18 protein-coding genes are annotated in these 21,197 nt (G+C 38.8%); 10 read left to right on the forward strand and 8 right to left on the reverse strand.

Translation table 11 applies throughout. The features are described 5' to 3' along the window. Positions 1 to 2,007 carry a putative porin gene (locus B2V92_RS14165; protein WP_293309227.1) on the forward strand — a complete coding sequence of 669 codons (2,007 nt, stop codon included), beginning with the start codon at positions 1 to 3 and terminating at the stop codon, positions 2,005 to 2,007. Between the two features lie 237 nt (positions 2,008 to 2,244). Here the strand turns inward: B2V92_RS14165 and B2V92_RS14170 are convergent, their stop codons facing one another. Both B2V92_RS14170 and B2V92_RS14175 read right to left on the reverse strand, forming a co-directional pair. Next, on the reverse strand, positions 2,245 to 2,976 hold the full coding sequence (locus B2V92_RS14170) for an outer membrane beta-barrel protein (RefSeq protein WP_293309229.1): 732 nt from the start codon (positions 2,974 to 2,976) through the stop codon (positions 2,245 to 2,247). A 284-nt stretch (positions 2,977 to 3,260) separates the two neighbouring features. Beyond that, entirely contained in the window at positions 3,261 to 4,442 is a 1,182-nt protein-coding gene (locus B2V92_RS14175; RefSeq protein WP_293309276.1) for an asparagine synthetase B, read from the reverse strand. Positions 4,443 to 4,675: 233 nt separating this feature from the next. On the opposite strand from B2V92_RS14175, the gene B2V92_RS14180 reads away from it, so the two are divergent. Together B2V92_RS14180 and B2V92_RS14185 are read left to right on the forward strand one after the other, a co-directional pair. Then, on the forward strand, positions 4,676 to 5,137 hold the full coding sequence (locus B2V92_RS14180; protein WP_293309278.1) for a peptidylprolyl isomerase: 462 nt from the start codon (positions 4,676 to 4,678) through the stop codon (positions 5,135 to 5,137). A gap of 66 nt (positions 5,138 to 5,203) precedes the next feature. After that, positions 5,204 to 5,743, forward strand: coding sequence for a DUF5606 domain-containing protein (locus tag B2V92_RS14185; protein ID WP_293309231.1), 540 nt, complete (start codon positions 5,204 to 5,206; stop codon positions 5,741 to 5,743). Positions 5,744 to 5,803: 60 nt separating this feature from the next. Here B2V92_RS14185 and B2V92_RS14190 read toward each other — a convergent pair whose 3' ends face one another. Next, positions 5,804 to 5,932, reverse strand: coding sequence for a hypothetical protein (locus B2V92_RS14190; protein ID WP_293309233.1), 129 nt, complete (start codon positions 5,930 to 5,932; stop codon positions 5,804 to 5,806). 77 nt (positions 5,933 to 6,009) lie between these two features. Next, the gene (gene rlmH / locus B2V92_RS14195; protein WP_293309235.1) at positions 6,010 to 6,483 is read right to left on the reverse strand and encodes a 23S rRNA (pseudouridine(1915)-N(3))-methyltransferase RlmH; all 474 of its coding nucleotides are present in this window, start codon (positions 6,481 to 6,483) and stop codon (positions 6,010 to 6,012) included. Between the two features lie 111 nt (positions 6,484 to 6,594). Between rlmH and B2V92_RS14200 the strand changes: the two genes are divergently transcribed. Beyond that, entirely contained in the window at positions 6,595 to 8,409 is a 1,815-nt protein-coding gene (locus B2V92_RS14200; protein ID WP_293309237.1) for a MutS-related protein, read from the forward strand. Between the two features lie 199 nt (positions 8,410 to 8,608). Here B2V92_RS14200 and B2V92_RS26560 read toward each other — a convergent pair whose 3' ends face one another. The 4 genes from B2V92_RS26560 to B2V92_RS14215 form a co-directional block, all read right to left on the reverse strand. Then, positions 8,609 to 8,695 (reverse strand): AraC family transcriptional regulator, encoded by an 87-nt coding sequence (locus B2V92_RS26560; RefSeq protein WP_414691896.1) that lies wholly within the window; start codon positions 8,693 to 8,695, stop codon positions 8,609 to 8,611. Between the two features lies 1 nt (position 8,696). Next, on the reverse strand, positions 8,697 to 9,221 hold the full coding sequence (locus B2V92_RS14205; RefSeq protein ID WP_293309238.1) for a hypothetical protein: 525 nt from the start codon (positions 9,219 to 9,221) through the stop codon (positions 8,697 to 8,699). A gap of 3 nt (positions 9,222 to 9,224) precedes the next feature. Next, a complete protein-coding gene (locus B2V92_RS14210; protein WP_293309240.1) occupies positions 9,225 to 10,400 on the reverse strand; it encodes a hypothetical protein in 1,176 nt (391 codons plus the stop codon). A 438-nt stretch (positions 10,401 to 10,838) separates the two neighbouring features. Continuing rightward, positions 10,839 to 11,723: an AraC family transcriptional regulator gene (locus B2V92_RS14215; RefSeq protein ID WP_293309242.1), complete on the reverse strand. Its 885-nt coding sequence runs from the start codon at positions 11,721 to 11,723 to the stop codon at positions 10,839 to 10,841. A gap of 217 nt (positions 11,724 to 11,940) precedes the next feature. On the opposite strand from B2V92_RS14215, the gene B2V92_RS14220 reads away from it, so the two are divergent. The 6 genes from B2V92_RS14220 (at position 11,941) to B2V92_RS14245 (ending at position 20,852) form a co-directional block, all read left to right on the forward strand. Continuing rightward, a complete protein-coding gene (locus B2V92_RS14220) occupies positions 11,941 to 14,679 on the forward strand; it encodes a DUF1553 domain-containing protein (RefSeq protein ID WP_293309244.1) in 2,739 nt (912 codons plus the stop codon). A gap of 11 nt (positions 14,680 to 14,690) precedes the next feature. Then, a complete protein-coding gene (locus B2V92_RS14225; protein ID WP_293309246.1) occupies positions 14,691 to 16,202 on the forward strand; it encodes a DUF1501 domain-containing protein in 1,512 nt (503 codons plus the stop codon). Positions 16,203 to 16,415: 213 nt separating this feature from the next. Beyond that, complete coding sequence (locus B2V92_RS14230; RefSeq protein ID WP_293309248.1) at positions 16,416 to 17,348, forward strand: sugar phosphate isomerase/epimerase family protein; 933 nt, start codon at positions 16,416 to 16,418, stop codon at positions 17,346 to 17,348. A 1-nt stretch (position 17,349) separates the two neighbouring features. Then, positions 17,350 to 18,744, forward strand: coding sequence for a c-type cytochrome domain-containing protein (locus B2V92_RS14235; protein ID WP_293309250.1), 1,395 nt, complete (start codon positions 17,350 to 17,352; stop codon positions 18,742 to 18,744). A 112-nt stretch (positions 18,745 to 18,856) separates the two neighbouring features. Further along, positions 18,857 to 20,194 carry a GH1 family beta-glucosidase gene (locus B2V92_RS14240; RefSeq protein WP_293309252.1) on the forward strand — a complete coding sequence of 446 codons (1,338 nt, stop codon included), beginning with the start codon at positions 18,857 to 18,859 and terminating at the stop codon, positions 20,192 to 20,194. A gap of 211 nt (positions 20,195 to 20,405) precedes the next feature. Next, entirely contained in the window at positions 20,406 to 20,852 is a 447-nt protein-coding gene (locus B2V92_RS14245; protein ID WP_293309254.1) for a DUF2007 domain-containing protein, read from the forward strand. Positions 20,853 to 21,197 lie beyond the last annotated feature (345 nt).

Below are 21,197 nucleotides of genomic sequence, written 5' to 3' on the forward strand. Positions count from 1 at the left end.
ATGCGTAAAATCGTTCAAATCTGTTTTTTGATCTTCGTGTTTTCCGGCATCGGTAAAACATTTGCGCAGGATTTAAAAACAAGTGTGGGTACAAACAAAGAGCTCGATTCGGTTAGGAAGAAACTAGATGGGGGGAAAGACTCCATAGTTTTTACGGCGAAATACATCCGCTTTACCAAAATCGGACTTAGTAAGGATAGTATCGTGCTATTGCCTTTAGATACTTCTACTGTTAATATCCAGAACTATAGCCCGCTTTTGCAGCCTACACACCCTACTATCAGCAATGGTAATATGGGCTTATCAGCAAGGCCTTTATTGTACGAACCGAGTAAACGGATCGGTTTTGATGTAGGTTTCCACTCGCTCGATTATTATGCGCTTACGCCAGAAGATATCATTTATTATCAGGCACGTACACCTTTTACCAGTTTGTACTTTGTTAGTGCCGGACAGAAAGAACAGCTTTTTAGGGCCCTGCACACACAGAACATTAAAAAAAACTGGAATGTCGGTATAAATTTCAACAGGGCAGATTCTAAAGGTTTTTATGTAAGGCAGCGCGGCGATAATTTAAATGTTGCCGTATTCTCCTGGTACCAATCGCCAAGCAAACGTTACAATATGTGGGCATCAGCCATATTTAATACGCTGCGGGCTTACGAAAATGGTTCGGTTGTAGCAAAAAATATATTTGATCCAAATTATAACGCCATCAGCAGGGATGCCGAAGCGATAAACCTATCGGATGCGCGTAATAATTATAAAAAAAATACACTGTTTTTAAAACAGACCTATTATGTAGGCCGGATAGATACTTCTACCAATGCAGCCAATGCCGTTCTGCCTACCAATAAAGTTACCTATACGGTTGAGTACAATAACGACAGTTACGATTTTTTAAAAATCGGCACCGACCCAAATAATGTATTGCCACCGGGGATAAACAGTACAACCTTTACAAACGACTCTACCCACGTACAGCACCTTAAAAATGAATTTATTTATAGCTTTTTTTTAAGACCTAAAAATTCGTCGCTCATTAAAAATGAATTAAAAGTTGATGCCGGAATCAGGCACGATTATTACAAACACGAATTTTTGGGGATTAAACAGGATGGTACCAATTACGAACAGAGCCGCTTTGCCTACCAGAATATAACCATTTTGGGAGCCGCCGGTTATCGGTTTTCGTCAAACATTGATTTTAACTTAAATGTTGAACAGATTTTGCAGGGCGAAAATGCAGGCGACTACCTATATGAGGCAAAAAGCAAAATCCTGTTAAGCAAAACAATCGGTAGGATAGAACTGGGTGCTTATGTGCAGAACCAGAGTCCGGCAACTATTTTTGATTATTACCATGGCAACCATTACCAATGGGCCAATAATGATTTTAAAAATACCAAAATTGCCAATTTATCCTTTAATTATATCAACGATAAATACGCTTTAACAGCAGGTGCCAAATATTATCTAACCAGTAACTACCTTTATTTTGCTGCCGATCATACTAGCGGTACTACAGCAATTTTACCGAAGCAGGAAACGGCTGATATCAGCTTAATTAGATTCGATGTATCTAAAAAGTGGACGTTTGGAAGATTTGCGATGGAAAACTATGTAGCTTATCAGAAAACAGATAAAAATGCCATTTTAAGAACGCCCGAATTTTATACCTACAACAGCATTTATTTTAACAATACCTTCTTTAAAGTGTTAAAAGCGAATATCGGTTTTGATGTACGCTATAATACCACTTATGCCAACTATCTTTATTCGCCTGCAACGGCACAGTTTTATATTGATGAAACCAATCCGGTAACATTTGATTCCAAACCGATTGTAGATGTTTTCTTTAAAGCGAATTTAAGAAGGGCCAATATCTTTGTAAAATACGATTTTATCAATCAAGGCTTATTTCAAAGGGGATATTATACTGTAAACAGATACCCAATGCAGGATGCACTACTAAAATTTGGGGTAACCTGGAATTTTTACGATTAAGTTGGGTTGATTGACATTTGTTCCAAGGTTTTAGCTTTTATCTAACGCGATCGTCATGCTGAATTTATTTCAGCATCTTTTCTGCAAAACAGACCCTGAAATGAATTCAGGGTGACGAACTAGGAACGAAAATACCTAAAGGTACACTTAAGAAATAATATTAACTAATCCAAAGTTTATTCCATAAAAAAACCTCCTGATTTTTACATCAGGAGGTTTTTTTATTAAGCTATTCTATTAAAACGAATAACCAACTGTAAAACCTAACACACGGTTAGTTAATTTATTCGCGTTTGCCTGTCTGTCTTTAGGTGTTAAATCGGTTAAACCTAAGCCATAGTTGGCACCAACTAAAAACCCTGATGAAGTACGGTAAGCTAAACCAAAGTTTGCTCCAAATTCGGTACTTGCCACATCTTTATCCGTTGCGCTACCAAAGCTCAGATCTTTATCGTTGCTGTTAGTAGAAGTTACACTCGAATTGGTGTTGTTATTTACTGTAGTTGTAGTGGTTGTTCCTTTGTTTTTACCAGAAATGTTAAAACCTACGTACGGACCAGCACTAATCTGTACCGCACCAGAATTACCGGTAGGTATATTCGCAACAGCATTAATCGGCACTTCAATGGTCATAACATTCGTTTTTAAAGATGAAGTAGTTGTAGTGGTTGTTGAACCGATTGTGGCCGAATTGGTACCTTCAAATTTTACACCTTTATTCTGCAATGAGATTCCCGGCTGGATAAAGAAGTTGTTGGCCACACCAAAATCGCCAAAAGCAGTAACATTATAACCTACATTATTTTTTGCATTGTCGTTAAAGGCAGCTGCATTATCACCGCTCGAATGGATCTTGGCTAAGTTAACACCTGCTTTAATACCAAAACGCGAAGTTGTACCCGTAGTTGTTTGAGCGAAAGCACCTGTTGCCAATAAAATAACCGATGCGCTTAATAGTAACTTTTTCATAATATTTTTCTTTTAGAATAATCTTTTTAAAAAATCAGGTTTTTACCTGGGTTAATTACTGGGCTTGTTTCCAAAAGCTGTGCCAAAGTATCAAGTCTGTTACAGTTTAAGAGCTAAGATGTTGGTTTACAGGGGATTTTTTGCGGTGTTTTAGTGTTGTGCGGAAAGCTAGAAATTATGCTTGTACAAGTAATTTACTGTATACATAACAGGAATATCGGATAAATCCGGTAGGTTTTTGAACTTAAAACCAATAATGCCAAAAAATAGAATCTTAGAGAAATCTACGTTTTTTGGGGTTTCTTTTTTGCTGCGGGGAACAGCACATTATTTAATATTAAACGGTATCCCGGCGAATTGGGGTGCAGGTTTAAATCTGTAGGCGGATCGCCAACCGCATGTTGGTAATCTTCTGGATCGTGGCCGCCATAAAATGTAAACTGGCCTTTACCTATTTCACCATGTAAATACCTCACTTCGGCAGCACCTTTATTTTCGCCCAGTACAGTTACGCTTGTTTTTACCAGACTTTTTCTGAAAGCAGTAGTCTGCCCCATAAAACCTTTGATCACTTTATCATGATCCTGTGTAAGCATTGTAGGCACCAGGTCCCATTTTGCAGAAAAATCAAATAACGTGAAATAATCGTTTGTTTGGTTTAAGGTACGGGTTTGTGTGGCGTCGATATCCGAGAACTCGTAATTCATGGGGTTGTTATCCAGTTTAAAGTTCTGGAAAGCCAATGTTTTGCTGAAATCCAGTTTAGATTGTGCATTTGGGTCGGCCGGATCTCCATCAAACATCTGCGCACAGATATCTACACCTTCTGCCGCAAGCGCAATATCAAAGCTATCGGTACCCGAACACATCGCAAAGAGAAAACCTCCACCGGCACAATATTCTTTAATGTGTTTGGCTACTGCCAGTTTCATTTCTGATACTTTTTTATAGCCCATGCGTTTGGCCAGAGCCTCCTGGTTTTTAACATCTTCCTGGTACCAGGTAGCATACCTGAAATTGGCCCAAAAACGCCCGTACTGACCAGTAAAATCCTCGTGGTGCAGGTGCAGCCAATCGTATTTACTTAGCTTGTCCTGTAAAATATCATCATCATAAATTACATCGTAGGGAATCTCGGCATAGGTGAGCACCAGGGTAACGGCATCATCCCAGGGCAATTTGCTTTTAGGGGAATATACTGCAATTTTGGGTGTTTTTTCCAGCTTCACCATTTCCATGTTTACCGATGGATCGCTGATCTCGTTTAACAGACTTACTACTTTTCCATCGGCCATTACCTCATACGATACCCCGCGGATCTTTAATTCATCCTCTACCGTTTTGTTATATTTAATTAAAAAACTGCCGCCGCGGTAATTTAAAAGCCAATCAACCTCCAGCTGTTTGCTGATGGTCCAATAGGCAATACCATAAGCTTTTAGGTGGTTTTTTTGGTCTTCATCCATGTAAATCAATAGCGACGAAGCCCTGAGCCCTAAAGAGCAAAGCAGGCAAATGAGCAGGATATAATATTTCTTTATCAAATCGGTTTGCTTAAAACACTAAAATACCGCATTTAAACTGGATAGAAAAATTTAATGATGTTATAAGTTACACAATTTTGTTATTTTTGCCCTCTACCAAAAAAATGAGAATTTTTTTAAGGTGGTTAAAATTTAAAATTAGTACCGATATTGATATGAGTAAAGCAATAATAAAAACAGAAAAAGGCGATATGACCGTAGAATTCTACGAAAACGATGCGCCAAAAGCCGTTGCAAACTTTAAAAAATTAGCTAAAGAAGGCTTTTATGATGGTGTAACTTTTCACCGTGTAATCCCTAACTTTATGGTTCAGGGTGGATGCCCAAATTCAAAAGATCCGGCTAAGGCACATTTGGCAGGTACTGGTGGCCCGGGTTACAAAATCGATTGCGAGCTCGACGGTGAAAACCAATATCACGATCGTGGCGTATTATCAATGGCACATGCTGGTCGTAACACCGGTGGTTCACAGTTTTTTATCTGCCATAGCAGAGCCAATACAGCGCATTTAGACCGTAACCATACCTGTTTTGGTAAAGTTATAGAGAATGTAGATCTTGTGGACGATATTCGCCAGGGCGATAAAATTTTGAACATTGAGGTTTTAGAAGACTAAATAGCAAAGGGTTAAGGGCTTTGAGCATAGCGCTCTTCACTTTGCTCCATGCAAAATCATAAAAATATGAACTTAAGAGGAATTGTTGCCGTATCTGGCAGACCGGGTTTGTTTAAACTGGTTGGACAAAATAAAGTGGGTTACATTTTAGAGAGCTTAGATGCCCAAAAAACTAAAATTGTAGCCAATATTACCAATACAAAATTAGCTTCATTAGAAGATATTACCGTATATGGTGAAGATGAAGAAATTAAATTAGCGGATATTTTCGCTAAAATTTCGGCTAAAGGTTCTACTCCTGATTTAAAAGGCGATTTACGTGCTTTTTTCCTTGAAGTAGCACCAAATCATGATCAGGAGAAAGTTTATGCTTCGGATATGAAGAAAATCATTACCTGGTATAACCTGTTAAAAGATCTTCCTTTGTTTACCGAAGAAACACCTGAAACTCCAGGTACAGCAGCAGAGGTTAAATTATCAGAAGAAAAAGCAGCGGCAGATAAAAAGCCAAAAGCTACAGCTAAAGCGGCATCAGGTGCTAAAGCAACAACTAAAACTTCTGCTCCTGCTAAAAAAGCAAGCATGACAAGTAAAAAAGGCGTTTAAGCTTTATTTATTTTCATATAGAGAACACCAGGCCACTCGTCTGGTGTTTTTTTATGGCTTTTAATCGAAAAAATACCAAAGCAGCGCAACAATTACCAAAGAAACAACTATGCTGATCCATAAGTATTTATTGTTGCGGTTCTGATCACTTTTATACCTGTATTCCCTTTTATATTTATCGAGTATCATAGTTTCTTTTATTTAATGATGATTTTAATCCTGTTTTTCCATATCCATCCACATTCTCCATCTTCCCTCATCCATCTTTATGCGTGATGATAAGGTTCTCCCTTTAATATACTAAATCCCCTGTAAAGCTGCTCTACAAAAAACAACCTGATCATCTGGTGTGAGAAAGTCATATCCGATAGGGAAATTAAACCGTTTGCCCTTTTGTAAATGGTTTCGTCAAAGCCATATGGTCCGCCGATAATGAAAATTAAATGTTGTACACTGCCTACCATCTGTTTATTAAGGTAATTGGCAAACTCTACCGACGAATATTTTTTCCCTTTTTCATCCAGTAAAATTACAACATCGCCATTATTGATCTGTTTGTGCAACAGCTCGGCTTCTTTTGCTTTTTGCTGTGCTTCGCTCAGGTTTTTAACGTTTTTTACATCAGGTATGGCCAAAAAACTAAAGTTAATATAATGTTTTAAGCGGTTGATGTATTTATCAATCCCCTCAATTAGATACTTATCTTCGGTTTTGCCAATGGCGATCAGGGTAATCCTCATTTAATATTTTGCCTATCTTTAGAATTTCGAGTTCCAAACTTAGATAAAATTGTAACAAAAAATACAATCTATCCATCTCATACCTTCGGAAATATATACAGAATAAAAATCATGCTAAAACAACAAGAAGAAATAATAGCCGCCTACGACCAGAAAATTAAAGAAGTTACTGCAGATATCAGCCAGACCAAAAAACTGATCGATCAGCTTTCTTTTGTACGTATTGGCTTATTCCTGGCCGAGATCTTATTTTTTATCCTATTGGTGAGTTCTGCCGATGATGGTCTTCGCACCCTGATACAGACCGGTTTAGTATTGCCTGTAATTGCCTTTGCATTTGTAGTGCGCAAGCAGAGTAAACTCGATCGCGAAGTTGATTATAAAAAACAGCTTTTGTGGGTGTACCAGAACGAATGGAATGTTTTAAACGGAACGGCCAATGGATACGATCATGGCGCAGCCTTCGAATCAGAACTGCATCCTTATACTTCTGACCTCGATATTTTTGGAAATGCGTCTTTATTTGCGCTGATTAACCGTTGCAGTACCAAAAGTGGGAACCATATTCTGGCCAAAAGCCTATCTGAAAAATCAACAGGGGATAAAATGCTGCTTCGCCAGGAAGCCGTGAAAGAAATGATCGAAAAAATTGAAAAAACCTATAGTTTCAGGGCCAACCTCCATGGTTACGATCCAGAAAAAATAGAACAGATCAAAACACAGCTTAAATACCAGTTAGGTGCACAACTGGAATTCGTAGCTGGAAAATTTTTAAGGTTTTATGTAAAATTGGTGCCTTATCTTACTCTCACACTGATTTTGGCAGGTTTATTTGTAAGCGGTATTTTTTGGCAGATACTGGTATTGTTCTGCGTTATCCACGGTGGGTGGAATGTATTATTGGGCACAAAAATTAATAAGGTTTTTTATAGTTTTGGTGGAAGCTCAAACCTGTTAAACGGCTATGCAAGTGCCATTTTATGGACAGAGAACCAAAGCTGGAAAAGTAAATACACACTCGGTTTACTCGATTCGAAAATTCCGGTAAGCAAGGAAATTAAAAGTCTGTCTAAAATCATCCAGAATTTCGATGCACGGCTCAATATCGTTGTTGGCGCGATATTAAATCTACTTTTGTTATGGGATTTAAGATGTTGTGTAAACCTCGATATCTGGTATAAATCTTCATCAAAAGATGTAATTTCTGCGCTTGATCATCTTGGCGATTTTGAGGAGTTGATCTCATTGGCTACCACTGCCCATAACCAACCCGATTGGGTTTTCCCGGCAATTACCGATCAGTTTGCCTTAACAACTGCCCAGATTGGCCATCCGCTGATTAACGAAAAATTAAGGGTAAATAATGATTTTAATCTGGCTGCAAAGCCAACTGTTGATATTGTAACCGGTTCGAATATGGCCGGTAAAAGTACTTTTCTGCGTACATTGGGTATTAATATGGTATTGGCATATACAGGTGCACCGGTTTGTGCCAAAAGCATGCAGTTATCGGTTTTTTCCATTAATACCTATATGCGGATAAAAGATTCGCTGAACGAAAGTACTTCTACTTTTAAAGCCGAATTAAACCGTTTAAAAATGATTTTAGACAATGTAGTGAAGGATAAAGACACTTTTGTGCTGATTGATGAGATGCTCCGTGGTACGAATAGCAGGGATAAATATCTGGGATCGAAGGTTTTTGTAGAAAAACTGATTGAAGAAAAAACACCGGCACTTTTCGCTACCCACGATCTTCAATTGGCCGATCTGATTGCCGATCATCCTGAAACCGTACGCAATTTCCATTTTGATATACAGATTACCGAGGGCGAGATGAAATTCGATTACCTGTTAAAACAAGGCCCCTGCAAAACCTTTAACGCTGCAATTTTATTGAAAGAGATAGGCTTGACTCTGGATTAGTGTGGTGTGGGATAGCAAGTCGAAACTATTTATAAATATGGAATTGTCGTCCTTAGCTTGTCGAAGGATCTTCTTAGTAAATGCATGACATTTCGATAGGCTCAGTGTGACAAAATCAGGAGAAGTTAAGCCAAGTGCAATCTAATTAATACTAACAGACTAGATCAGTTAGGTGTTGCCATCTAACTTTAATTTTACTTCAACCAAATCTATTATCCCTGTACTGTTTCGGCGAGGTGCCCATAATACTGGAGAAGAGCGTGCTAAAATAATACGGGTCTTTTATGTTAGTAACCTTTTAAACTTCTTATTCCAAAAATGCAATCGGCAATTGTTGTAGTTATATCTTCATCGTAATAAGATGGAACTCTAATCCAGTTAATTTCTTGACGACAGTCTATTTCTGATATATAATTTTTGTCAGGGAATGTAGTTGTTAACCATTGCAAAAGTATTTCTCCTTCTATCTTATTATATTCATTTTTTTCTGACTGGTAAAATGAAAAAAAATATGGTGCGATAATGCTGACATGAAAATGTATTCTCATTTTTTTTTTATCGTTGATAACATAAGCTTGAAAAGAAGGTTCATTTGCTTCAAATAGTGTATCGTCTATTATTTCGCAATCAGGCATTAATTTTACTAATCCTAGAAGTTTTTCCTTCCAAGCTGGTAATTCTAGCACAGCCTTTTTACATACTATAGTTAAGCTATGTAAAAATTTGTTATTAGGCATTAAATCTTCATTAAAATCTTCTCTTTTTGGATAAAAAGTTTCAACAATTTCTAATATTAAATTTATATCTTTCATAAGTTAACAACCAAAAAAACCAATAAAAACGGCATCTACTCCATCGTTTTCACCGGCAGTAACCCTGCCCTGATTAACGGTAGTTGCTGAACTATTGTCGATCAAACGTAATTGTCTGTTAAAGTAAGTTCTCATTTCATTCATCAAATCTTTTTTTAACAATAGTGGTGCTTTTACTCCTTGACTGCTGTAATGACCTGATGAAATTTTCTCAGCAACTTTGGCTTCTGCTATATTTAGTGCTCTTGTAGCATATCTTTGTGCATCCTCACGACTAGCTAAGTTTCTTCCTAAACCTATTTCAAAATCCATCGTAATAAAATACCTGATTGGATTGCCTAATCGGTCGGTACCCATAAAAGCATACTTATAATTTTTAACATAAGCTGCCTGCCAATTTGATGCTGTATTTTTAAACTCAAAGGTGCTCGGACAAACTAATTTGAATGAAGAGTTAGAAATGCTCTCTCTAGCTACAGCACCGCCACCAGCGCCAGTACCTGGGCATGTGGTAAATACATAATCTTCTTTCATTGCCACAACTTCACCTTCAGCATTTCGCCACGTTTCTACGTAATACCAATCGGTGCAACCTTCTCCGGCAGACATAATTTTCCCATTGGTGATTCCAATTGATTGACTATTTCTGCTTTTTACAATTTCTACTGCCGAGTTTATTTTTACGTTTGGGATGTTGGCCAAAGTTACGGGTGAAGCAAATTTACCTTTGTCAATATACTCAGCTTGAAAAATCTCTCCAGTAAGTTTAATGTATGTTAAAAGCCCTTTTGAATTAACTTCAACTTCACTGTTCAAATGCAATGAGTGCTTGTAACTATTTAATATAGTTACTTTTAATTCTTGATCTGATACCTCTGACTCTGAGGTGAATTGAATAATATTATAATACTTTTTGCCATTATAAGTTAAAGCGGAAGCTTTGATTTTATTAAAACCATCAACTATTTTGATCGTATGAAAATCGGCATCTACAATATCAATAAATGTCTCTTTATTTATTTCAATTCTTTGGTACGTTGATGGGTTAATTTTAATCCCTACCGAGGAAAGCTTCTCATTAAATTCTTTAATGTTAGGTTTTTCTAGTTGTATTTTATCCTTTACGCAAGAGGAAATTAATAAAATGATTAGTGTTGAAAAATAAAAAAGCTTTTTCATTTGAGAGAGTTTAAGTTAATTTTAGTTTTTATTTAATTAAAATTGTATACAACTAAACTAAGTAGATGCACAGTTTTCTAGCATCAATAATTTAGTTACGAATTCTTGTGGGACTCAAGTATTTAATGAGACAATAACACTAATCTAATAAATCAGATAGGTATTATATGTACATGGTGTATTTGGGAATAATACAATCGAATATAACATAATTAATATAAAGTTACAAGAAAAAAGAATGTTTAATGGCTTAATGGTGATTATTCTACTCAAATATTTTGTTATTCATATAAAAATTAAACAAACTAAAAGCGCAATAAAATTATTATAGGCAATTATTCAGTTATAAGCTGGTATTATATATTAATTGAGAAGATGAAAGAAATGTAGAAAATTATTTTATTCGAATTTAATAGGGTTTCCCATATATAGGTAATTTCAACCAAACCTATTATCTCTGTACTGTTTCGGCGAGGTACCCATAATGCTGGAGAAGAGCCTGCTAAAATAATACGGATCTTTAATCCCGATTTTCTGCGCAATTTCATTGATCCGTAAATTGGTAAACAGTAAATATTGGGTTGTTTTCTGGATTTTTAGCTGGTTGAAATAATCGATAGGAGAGGTGCCCGTTTTCTTTTTAAATATGGCCGATAAATAAGATGGCGAGAGGTAAACTGCCAGTGCAAGTTCTTTTAAACTGAGCATCTTTTCGATGTTGTTCCGCATAAAGTCAATCACCTCCTCAACCTTGTCTGGCGCTATTATTTTATCGTTTGCCAGATTTTTATCTGTATAAATAATTTCGGCAATATAATGGTGCAGGCTCAAATTGGCCGATACGATATTCTCTCTGCTAAAGCCCCTTTCCAGCCGGTTGTAAATGGCGTCGAATAAAAGATTCCTTTCTTCATTAAAACCTGCATAAGCTTTGTAATGCTGTAACGAAGCCACAAGCTGGTCGGCGCCGGTGCCCAAAAAATGAAACCAATAAATTGTCCATGGCAAAGATGGGTCTGCCTGATAAATATGCGCCGTTTTTTTAGGGATAATGATAAAATTTCCAGCTTCGATATGGTAATCCGTATTTTTAAAAGTGACGTTTCCTTTCCCTTCAATACAATAGATTAAAATATGCTGGTCGGCACCGTTATCCCTTTGCGCATAGTGGTTCAATGCCTTACGGTAATAGCCAATATCGGTAATAAATAAGTTATTGATGATTTTGTTCTCATTACATTGCTTTGCAAGCACATTTTTCGGAATGATAATGGCCTTCTGAAAATCAAAACTATTTTTTTGCCTGGCTAAATGCTTTTCCATGTTTCAATCTGAAAAAAAGTAATATAATCCATTTTTTGAGCAAGTTAATACATTTTTGTGCTTTTTATTTTTATTGATCTTTGGTTTAAGGGAAGCCAAAATTTAAAGATTTAATCTGATAAGCGGTTCTCTTGTGTTTTTATTAATGTTTAGCTTGATTTAACTTTGTATATAAATACAAAACTGCTAAAAATTAGTTTAAGTTTATACTGACCAAATGTTACTGAACAGGAAAATATTATTTGCCTCCGGCTTTGTGCTGGTTGCTGCCGCTTTAGCTGCCTTTTCGTTTTTTTCTTCTGAAAAGGAGGTCGACTTTAATTCGCAGGTTAAACCCATACTCAATAAAAAATGTATTGCATGCCATGGTGGTGTTAAGCAACAGGGTGGTTTTAGTGTGTTGTTCAGGGAAGAGGCGCTGGCCAAAACGAAAAGTGGTAAACCTGCCATTATCCCCGGCAACCCGGAAGAGAGTGAATTTATCAAGCGCTTAAAATCAAACGATCCCGAAGAAAGAATGCCATACAAACATCCGGCCTTAAATAATGATGATATCGATATATTGAGCCGCTGGATAAAACAGGGCGCAAAATGGGGCAATCATTGGGCCTATGTAAGTGTAAAGCCAACAGAAGTGCCAGATGTGGATAATGATTGGGTACGCAACGATCTGGATAGGTTTATTTTTGCCAAACTTGAAGAAAATAAGCTCGAGCCTGCTAAAACAGCCGATAAGGCAACTTTATTAAGGAGGGTGAGCCTGGATCTGATCGGTACTTATCCTTCAGATGGATTAGCGAGATTTTACCTTAACAGTAAAAATGAACAACAGGCCTACAATGTGCTGGTTGATAGTTTATTGGCCTCTCCCAAATTTGGCGAACGTTGGGCATCAATGTGGTTAGATATAGCACGTTATGCCGATACCAAAGGTTATGAGAGCGATCCTAACCGGAATATCTGGGCCTACCGCGACTGGGTGATCAGGGCTTTTAACCAGGATATGCCTTACAACAGGTTTATTACCGATCAGATTGCAGGCGATTTGTTCCCCAATCCAACCGATGCGCAATATATTGCCACAGCTTTTAGCAGGAATACCCCAACCAATGATGAAGGCGGTACCAATAACGAGGAATTTAGAACGGCAGCAGTGCTGGATCGTGTAAATGCCACCTGGGAGGGGTTAATGAGTACTACTTTCTCTTGTGTGCAATGCCACAGCCACCCTTATGATCCTTTCAAACACGATGAATATTATAAATTCATGTCGTATTTTAACAATACCAGAGATGAGGATGTAACGGCAGAATACCCTTTGCTCAGGAATTTTAACGATAGCCTTAAAAATGAGCTCAATAAACTGGTGAGTTGGGTTAATACCGTTTCGGGTAAAACACGGGCAGCTGAGATCGAGCTGTTTTTAAAAACAGGTGAGCCTACAATAAATTCAACCACGGCTGATGAGTTGGTTAATTCGGTAATAGGCAATCATAATATAGCACTGTTCTTTAAAAATAGTTCATCGGCCAGGTTAAAAGCGGTTAACCTTCAAAATGTAGATCAGTTGATTTTGCGTTACAACTGTAGCAAGCCAAATGGTACAATGAGTTTACATCTTGGCTCCCCTAACGGGCAGGTGCTCAAATCGTGGAAAGCAGATCAAACCAATGGCTATCAGAACATAGAGGTCGATTTTCCTAAACAAAGCGGCGTTAAAGATGTGTATTTAACATATACCAATCCTTCGGTAAAAAATCCTGATGAGTTTATGGTGTATTTCGATTGGTTTTATTTTACGCAACAATTTCCGGGGCAGGGTAAACCTGATTATCTGGCCCATAAAAAAACGTTTACCGATTTAATGAATGCGCAGGTGCCCACCACGCCCATTATGGTCGAAAATCCATTAAGTATGAAACGCAAAAACTATGTGTTTGAGCGTGGTGCGTGGACATCGAAAGGTAAAGAGGTAAAAGTTGGTGTGCCAAATTCTTTGGCTTTCGCTATGCCAAAAAATGCACCTGATAACCGGATGGGTTTAGCGATGTGGCTTACCGATAAAAGAAACCCACTTGTATCGAGAACCATGGTGAACCGTTTGTGGGAGCAATTATATGGAGCAGGTCTGGTAGAAACCCTCGAAGATATGGGGACACAGGGAATGGCCCCAACCCATCAGGAGCTATTGGATTTTATGGCTTACCAGTTGATGTACAAATACAATTGGAGTGTTAAAAAAATGCTGAAAGAGCTGGTAATGATGGCCACTTACAGGCAGGATAGTAAAGTTTCGGAAGAATTGAAGGAGAAAGACCTTTTTAATAAATTTTATGCACGTGGCTCAAGGGTGAGATTGAGTGCCGAACAGATCAGGGACCAGAGTTTGGCTGTTTGCGGTGTGTTGAGCAACAAAATGTATGGTCCGCCGGTAATGCCCTGGCAGCCAGAAGGCATTTGGTTTTCGCCATATAACGGTGCCAAATGGGTAACCAGCGGTGGAGGGGAACAGTACCGTAGGGGAATTTACACCTATTGGAAAAGAACAGCTCCATACCCATCGGCCATTGCTTTTGATGGTGCATCGAGGGTAGTATGCAGTCCACGGCGGATCCGTACCAATACGCCCTTGCAGGCATTGGTTACCTTAAATGATAGTGTTTATATTGATTTGGCCAGGAAACTGGCCCTGCGGATGGAAAAAACTGGTGGAAATAGCAGCAAAGCTAAAATTGCAAGGGGATATGAAATGATTTTGTATAAAAGTATTCCTCAAAACAGGCTAAAAATTTTCGAAGACCTTTATGCCAAAGCTTTCGAAACATTTAAGCAGAATTCGGCAAGCGTATCGGCATTTATGGGCGATAAACAAAAGAAATATAGGCCAGAAGAGGCTGCAATGGTTTTGGTGGCCAATGCCATGCTCAATCTGGACGAAGTAGTTACCAAAAATTAAGTTGATCGGTTATGACAAGAGACGAATTAAATGCACATCGGTTAATTAAAGAAGCACACGAAGCAAATGCCAGATTACACTCCAGGCGCCACTTTTTAAAAGAAAGTGCCATGGGCCTTGGTGCTTTGGCAATGGGTTCACTTTTAGGGAGCTGCGGTGATCTTTTTGCTGATAAACAGACCAAAATTGCCTACGATCCTGCTCATCCGCTATTGCCAAAATCGCCACCCCTTGTTGGCAAGGCCAAAAGTGTAATTTACCTGCATATGGCCGGTGCGCCATCGCAACTCGAATTATTTGATTTTAAACCCGAACTGATGAAAATGGATGGACAGGACTGTCCGCCATCTTTATTGGCAGGTAAAAAATTCGCCTTTATAACCGGAGTACCCAAAATGCTTGGGCCACAGGCTACTTTTGCCAAACATGGTCAATCGGGTGCTTTGGTAAGCGATAACCTGCCCCATTTTTCTACCCTTGTTGATGAAGTAACCTTTTTAAAAGCCGTAAAAACCGATCAGTTTAACCATGCTCCTGCTCAATTACTGGTACATACCGGATCGCCGCGTTTGGGCCGGCCGAGTATGGGCAGCTGGGTAACCTATGGTTTAGGGTCCGAAAACCAAAACCTGCCGGGTTATGTAGTTTTAACCAGTGGAGGCAGTTTTCCCGATGCCGGAAAAAGTGTTTGGGGTAGCGGTTTTTTACCTTCGGTTTATCAGGGGGTACAATGCCGTAGCGAGGGGGATCCGGTATTATTTATTAAGGATCCTGATGGGATGAACAGGGATTTGAGAAAAGCCTCCATCGAAGCCATAAACAAAGCCAACGAACAGCAGTACCAGGAATACAACGACCCCGAAATTTTATCGCGGATTGCCCAGTATGAAATGGCTTACCGCATGCAGATATCGGCTCCGGAAGTAATGAATATTAACGATGAGCCAGCGTATATACACGAAATGTATGGTACGCAGCCCGGAAAAGCCTGTTTTGCCAACAATGTGCTATTGGCACGTAAACTGGTAGAAAAAGGAGTGCGTTATATTCAATTATTCGATTGGGGATGGGATGCACATGGTGATAGTCCAAATAATTCGCTTAATATAGGATTGAAGAATAAATGCAGGAGTATCGACCGGCCGATTACCGCTTTACTGCTCGATTTAAAGCAGCGTGGATTACTGGAAGAAACACTGGTAGTATGGGGCGGTGAGTTTGGGCGTACACCCATGATGGAAAACCGTAATGGAATCCAGAATCCATTTAAGGGAAGGGATCACCATACCGAAGCGTTTACCATCTGGATGGCCGGAGGAGGCGTGAAAAAAGGATTTACATACGGCGAAACCGACGAAATTGGTTATAGTGCCATTAGTGGTAAAGTAGATGCTTTTGATATACAGGCAACCATTTTAAACCAATTAGGCTTCGATCACGAACAGTTTACCTATCCATTTCAGGGCAGGCCCTTTAGATTAACCGATGTGGCAGGGAAGGTGATTAGGGAGGTTGTTGCTTAGTCCAAAGTCCAAAGTCCGAAGTCGGTAGTCCGGAGTCCGAAGCTAAGCAATTCTTAGCACAGTTTGTCATCCTGAGCATATGCGAAGGATTTGTAATGGATAAGCGATTGGCACATGTTCGACGTATCACGACAGTTAACCCAATTAAGAAGTTTTCAGTTGGCAATTGGCTTTACCAATGAACAAATGACCAATGAACAAATGAACCAATAAATGAACCAAACAAGAAGAAAATTTTTACAGCATACGGCGGTTGCAACGGCGGCTTCGTTACTAAGTCCTATACAAAATATCAGTGCCGGTACGCCTAAAAGTGTAAAGGCTAAGGCAGGTTACGAATTATTATTTATGCAGACCGATTGGGGTTTTGAAGGAACGAGGGACGAATTTTGTGCTGCCGCTAAAAAAGAAGGTTACGATGGAATAGAAGTGTGGTGGCCGGGCGAAGAGAAAGCCGTTAAAGAACTTTTCGATGCTGTTAAGAAATACAAACTGGAAGTAGGTTTTTTATGTGCCGGATCGCAATCGAATATTTCCGAACATTTAGCATCTTTTAAGAAAAGTTTAGATGCCATTTGCGCTAACACTTACCAAAAACCGGTTTACATTAATTGCCACTCGGGGAAGGATTATTTTATTTACGAAGAAAATAAACAGATTATCGATTATGTAACCGCTAAAAGAAAATCATCGGGAATACCCATTTATCACGAAACACACCGCAGCAGGATGATGTTTGCTGCTCCGGTTGCGAAGAATTTTGCAGAAAAAAACCCAGAAATCAGGTTTACTTTAGATATTTCGCATTGGTGCAATGTGCACGAAAGTTTACTGGCCGATCAAAAACAGACCATCGATTTTATTTTGGAGAAAACAGAGCATATCCACTCCCGTGTTGGCCACCCCGAAGGACCGCAGGTAAACGACCCACGCGCACCAGAATGGGCTAAGGTTGTGGAAACCCATCTGGCCTGGTGGGACAAGGTAATCGAACGCAAAAAGAAGAACGGCGAGCGGATGACCATACTTACCGAATTTGGTCCGGCAGATTATATGCCAACATTGCCTTATACCCGTCAGCCGGTTGCCGATCAATGGGCGATAAATGTTTATATGATGAATTTATTAAGAAAGAGGTATCAGTAAAATGTTAGAATTTTTTGGCCGTTTTCACCCGGTTTTTGTCCACCTGCCCATCGGGATTTTATTATTGGCCTGCATCTGTATCCTTTTAACATTTAAGGCGAAATTTGCTGGTTTAAAGCCTGCAATACCACTCATGTTACTTTTTGGTACATTAAGTGCTATAATATCGTGCTTTACAGGCTATTTTTTGGCCCATAGCGGCGATTATGAGGGTGGTTTAGTAAGTAACCACCAGTGGATGGGCATCAATGTGGCTATTTTATCAGTTGTTTTATGCATAATTTATAAAAAGGTTAAATCTAAGATTGCATTGGGCATAATGGCTACTATTCTTGTTGTTTTGATATCTATTACCGGTCATTTAGGCGGTTCTTTAACCCATGGTTCTGATTATTTAACCGCTCCGTTAAAATCTGATGGAGCCAAAGGTGGGGCAGCCATTCCGGCTATCCCTAATCTGCAGGAAGCTTTTGTTTATCAGAACGCCATTCAGCCACTTTTAAAAAGCCGTTGTTATAGTTGTCATGGTAGCGAAAAACAGAAAGGAAAACTAAGGCTCGATCAGGAAGCGTACATTTTAAAAGGCGGGGAAAACGGACATACACTTATAAAAGGCAAAGCCGATGAAAGTGAGTTGATCAAACGTATTTTGCTGCCCTTAAACGATGAAGACCACATGGCACCTAAAGAAAAGCCCCAGCTTAGTACAAATGAAATTGCCTTGTTGAAATGGTGGATCGATAATGGGGCCGATTTTAAAAAGAAGTTTAAGGATTTACCACAAACAGCCAAAATTAAACCTGTACTGGCCAGTTTAGAAAATGGCGAAAACAACGCTGGGGAAATAAAAAACAGTGGGATCCCTGCTGAAGAAGTTTCTGCCGCCGACGATAAAACGTTGAAAAAACTGGCTGATGCAAGTGTGATTATTGTTCCGGTTGCACAGAACACAAATTACCTGTCGGCAAACTTTGTTAATGCACAATCGATGAGTAAGGATGTTTTAAATCTCATCAAATCAATCGAAAAACAGCTTCTTTGGCTTAAACTGGAAAACAGTAAGGTAAACGACCAAACATTAACGGCTATTAAAGGTTGTAAAAACCTTTCGCGTTTGAGCTTGAACAATACAGCCATAACCGATACAGGTTTAGCACAGTTAAAAGAACTGGATCAGCTCCAATCCTTAAGTTTAGTTGGAACAAAAGTGACCTTAAAAGGCATAAATCAATTAAAAAAGCTGAAAAATTTAAAGTTTCTTTATCTCTACCAAACCAATGTGACCAAGAATGATCTGGCTGCAATAAAAAAACTTTTGCCCAAAACCAGTTTAGATACCGGCAATTATAAGGTGCCTGTTTTAGTTCAGGATACTACTGTAGTTAAGGCGCCATAACTTCAGAAATCCGTCATTTCTACTGCAATGAAGAAGTCTATAATTTAAAATAATGTTACTTAATGATTTGTTAATATTAAACTTGCAACTTATGGCAATTAATTGGTAAACAATGGTTAATGCAAGCGATTTTGGTAAGGATTTTTTGTGGGGAGTGGCAACAGCTGCTGCCCAGATAGAGGGAACAGCAACCCAGTATGGCAAAGGTCCTTCCATTTGGGATACCTTCACCGCAAAAAACGGGAAAATAAAGAAAAACCATAAACTGGATCCGGCCTGCGATTTTTACCACCGGTACACCGAAGATGTTGCGCTTGTTAAACTTCTGGGCTTTAAGGTTTTCAGATTTTCTATTGCCTGGACGCGGATTTTACCGGCGGGTAGGGGAGAAATTAACCAGGAAGGTGTCAGGTTTTACCATAATCTTATCGATGAGTGTTTATCAAACGGAATTACACCCTATGTTACCCTTTACCATTGGGATCTGCCACAGGCTCTGGAAGATGAAGGTGGTTGGACCAGCTTTAGCATTAACGCTGCTTTTAATGCTTTTGTAAGTATCTGTGCTTTAGAATATGGCGATAAGGTAAAAAACTGGATTATTTTAAACGAGCCTTTCGGTTATACTTCATTAGGTTACATGCTGGGCGTACATGCGCCAGGTAAAACGGGTTTAAGCAATTTTTTTCCGGCAGTTTTACACACCGCTTTGGCACAGGCAGAAGGTGGTAAAATTTTACGTGCCGAAATTAATAAGGCCAATATCGGTACTACTTATTCGTGCTCGGAGGTAATTCCGAATACACAGAGCGATAACGATATCCTCGCGGCAAAACGGGTAGACTGTTTAATGAACCGGTTATTTATAGAGCCTACACAGGGACTAGGCTTCCCGACCGCAGATTGGGATCTGCTCGAAAAATTTCAGATCGAATATGGTACCTGGCGGCTTCAGGAACGGATGAAATTTGATTTCGATTTTACCGGCCTTCAGAATTATTTTCCTTTGGTGGTAAAATACAATGCCTTTATCCCTGTAATACAGGCCTGGGAGGTTAAAGCTAAAAGCCGTAAAAAACCGCATACTGCTATGGGATGGGAGATTAACGCAGATAGTTTTTATAATATCGTAAAACAGTTTGCTGCTTACCCAAATGTAAAAAACATTATTATTACCGAAAATGGAGCTGCTTATCACGATAAACTGGCCAATGGAAGGGTAGAAGATCCCGAACGGATCGAATATTTTAAACTTTATTTAAATGCGTTACTGAAGCTTAAACAGGAAGGTGTAAATGTTACCGGTTACATGGCCTGGACATTAATGGACAATTTCGAATGGGCCGAAGGTTTTACTGCAAGGTTTGGCCTGATTTATAACGATTTTAAAACACAGCAACGCACCATTAAAGATTCAGGTTATTGGTGGCAGGAATTTTTGAGAAAATAGTCTTGATATATCGTCCTCGTTTGTAACGAGGATGAAGGAGAAAGGCGATTTGATCGCCATTAGCATAACATTTCATCAGTATAAATATTCTTTATGCCCTTTTTTGCATCTCGATAACTTTAGCTACACCTGTCCCAACTTTTAATGCGCGGATGCACCGAAAACACGGAAAATTTCCATCATTCAACATTTTTTTTACTAAATTAACAGTATGAATGATAAAACCGTTGTTTACAGTACCTACTATAATCCCATGGAGGCCAATATCATCAGGGCAAAATTGGAAGACAGTGGTTTTGCCTGTTTCCTGGCTGATGAAAATGTGGCTACTATTCAACCATTGTACAATCAAGCCATCGGAGGCGTAAAATTGATTGTTTTTGAAAGAGATGTTGAAGCCATTAATACTTTACTGGCAGAAGATAATAGCCTGGCTTTCGATTCATCCGCTGAAATTGTTAGTGATCAGGAATTAACAGAAGAACAGTTGATTTGTCCGGAATGCGGATCAAAAAATGTTGGTTATGGAATGGCTACCAAAAAGAAATTTAGTTGGTGGGTTACTTTAACTTCTGTTCTGATTGGTATTTTTATTCCTTTTAAAGGAAATAAATGTAACCACTGTTACGATTGTGGTTATGAGTTTGAAAAGAGCTAGCTTTCTTATCTACAACGTCATTTAGAGCAGCCCAGATAGCTATCGGATGTAACGCAGCCGAGGACCACGTAAGTGCTCAGCGAAGCTAAATCTATCTCAAGATAGATCTCTCCATTCCACTGTGTTCCAGTCGAGATGACGACACGTTTTAGTTAAACTCATGATCTCTTCACCCTGAATTAATTTCATGTTTTATAAAGCAGGAAAGATGCTGAAATAAATTCAGCATGACGGCTCGTGTTTAAGTTTCTCTAGCAATACCTACTTCTTTTATCAAAAAGCAACAAAAAAATCCCGTTCTGAATTAACAAAACGGGATTGATATCCTGACTTTAGACTTAGGAC

It is taken from the genome of Pedobacter sp. UBA5917 (assembly GCF_002432345.1).
Taxonomy (GTDB): domain Bacteria; phylum Bacteroidota; class Bacteroidia; order Sphingobacteriales; family Sphingobacteriaceae; genus Pedobacter.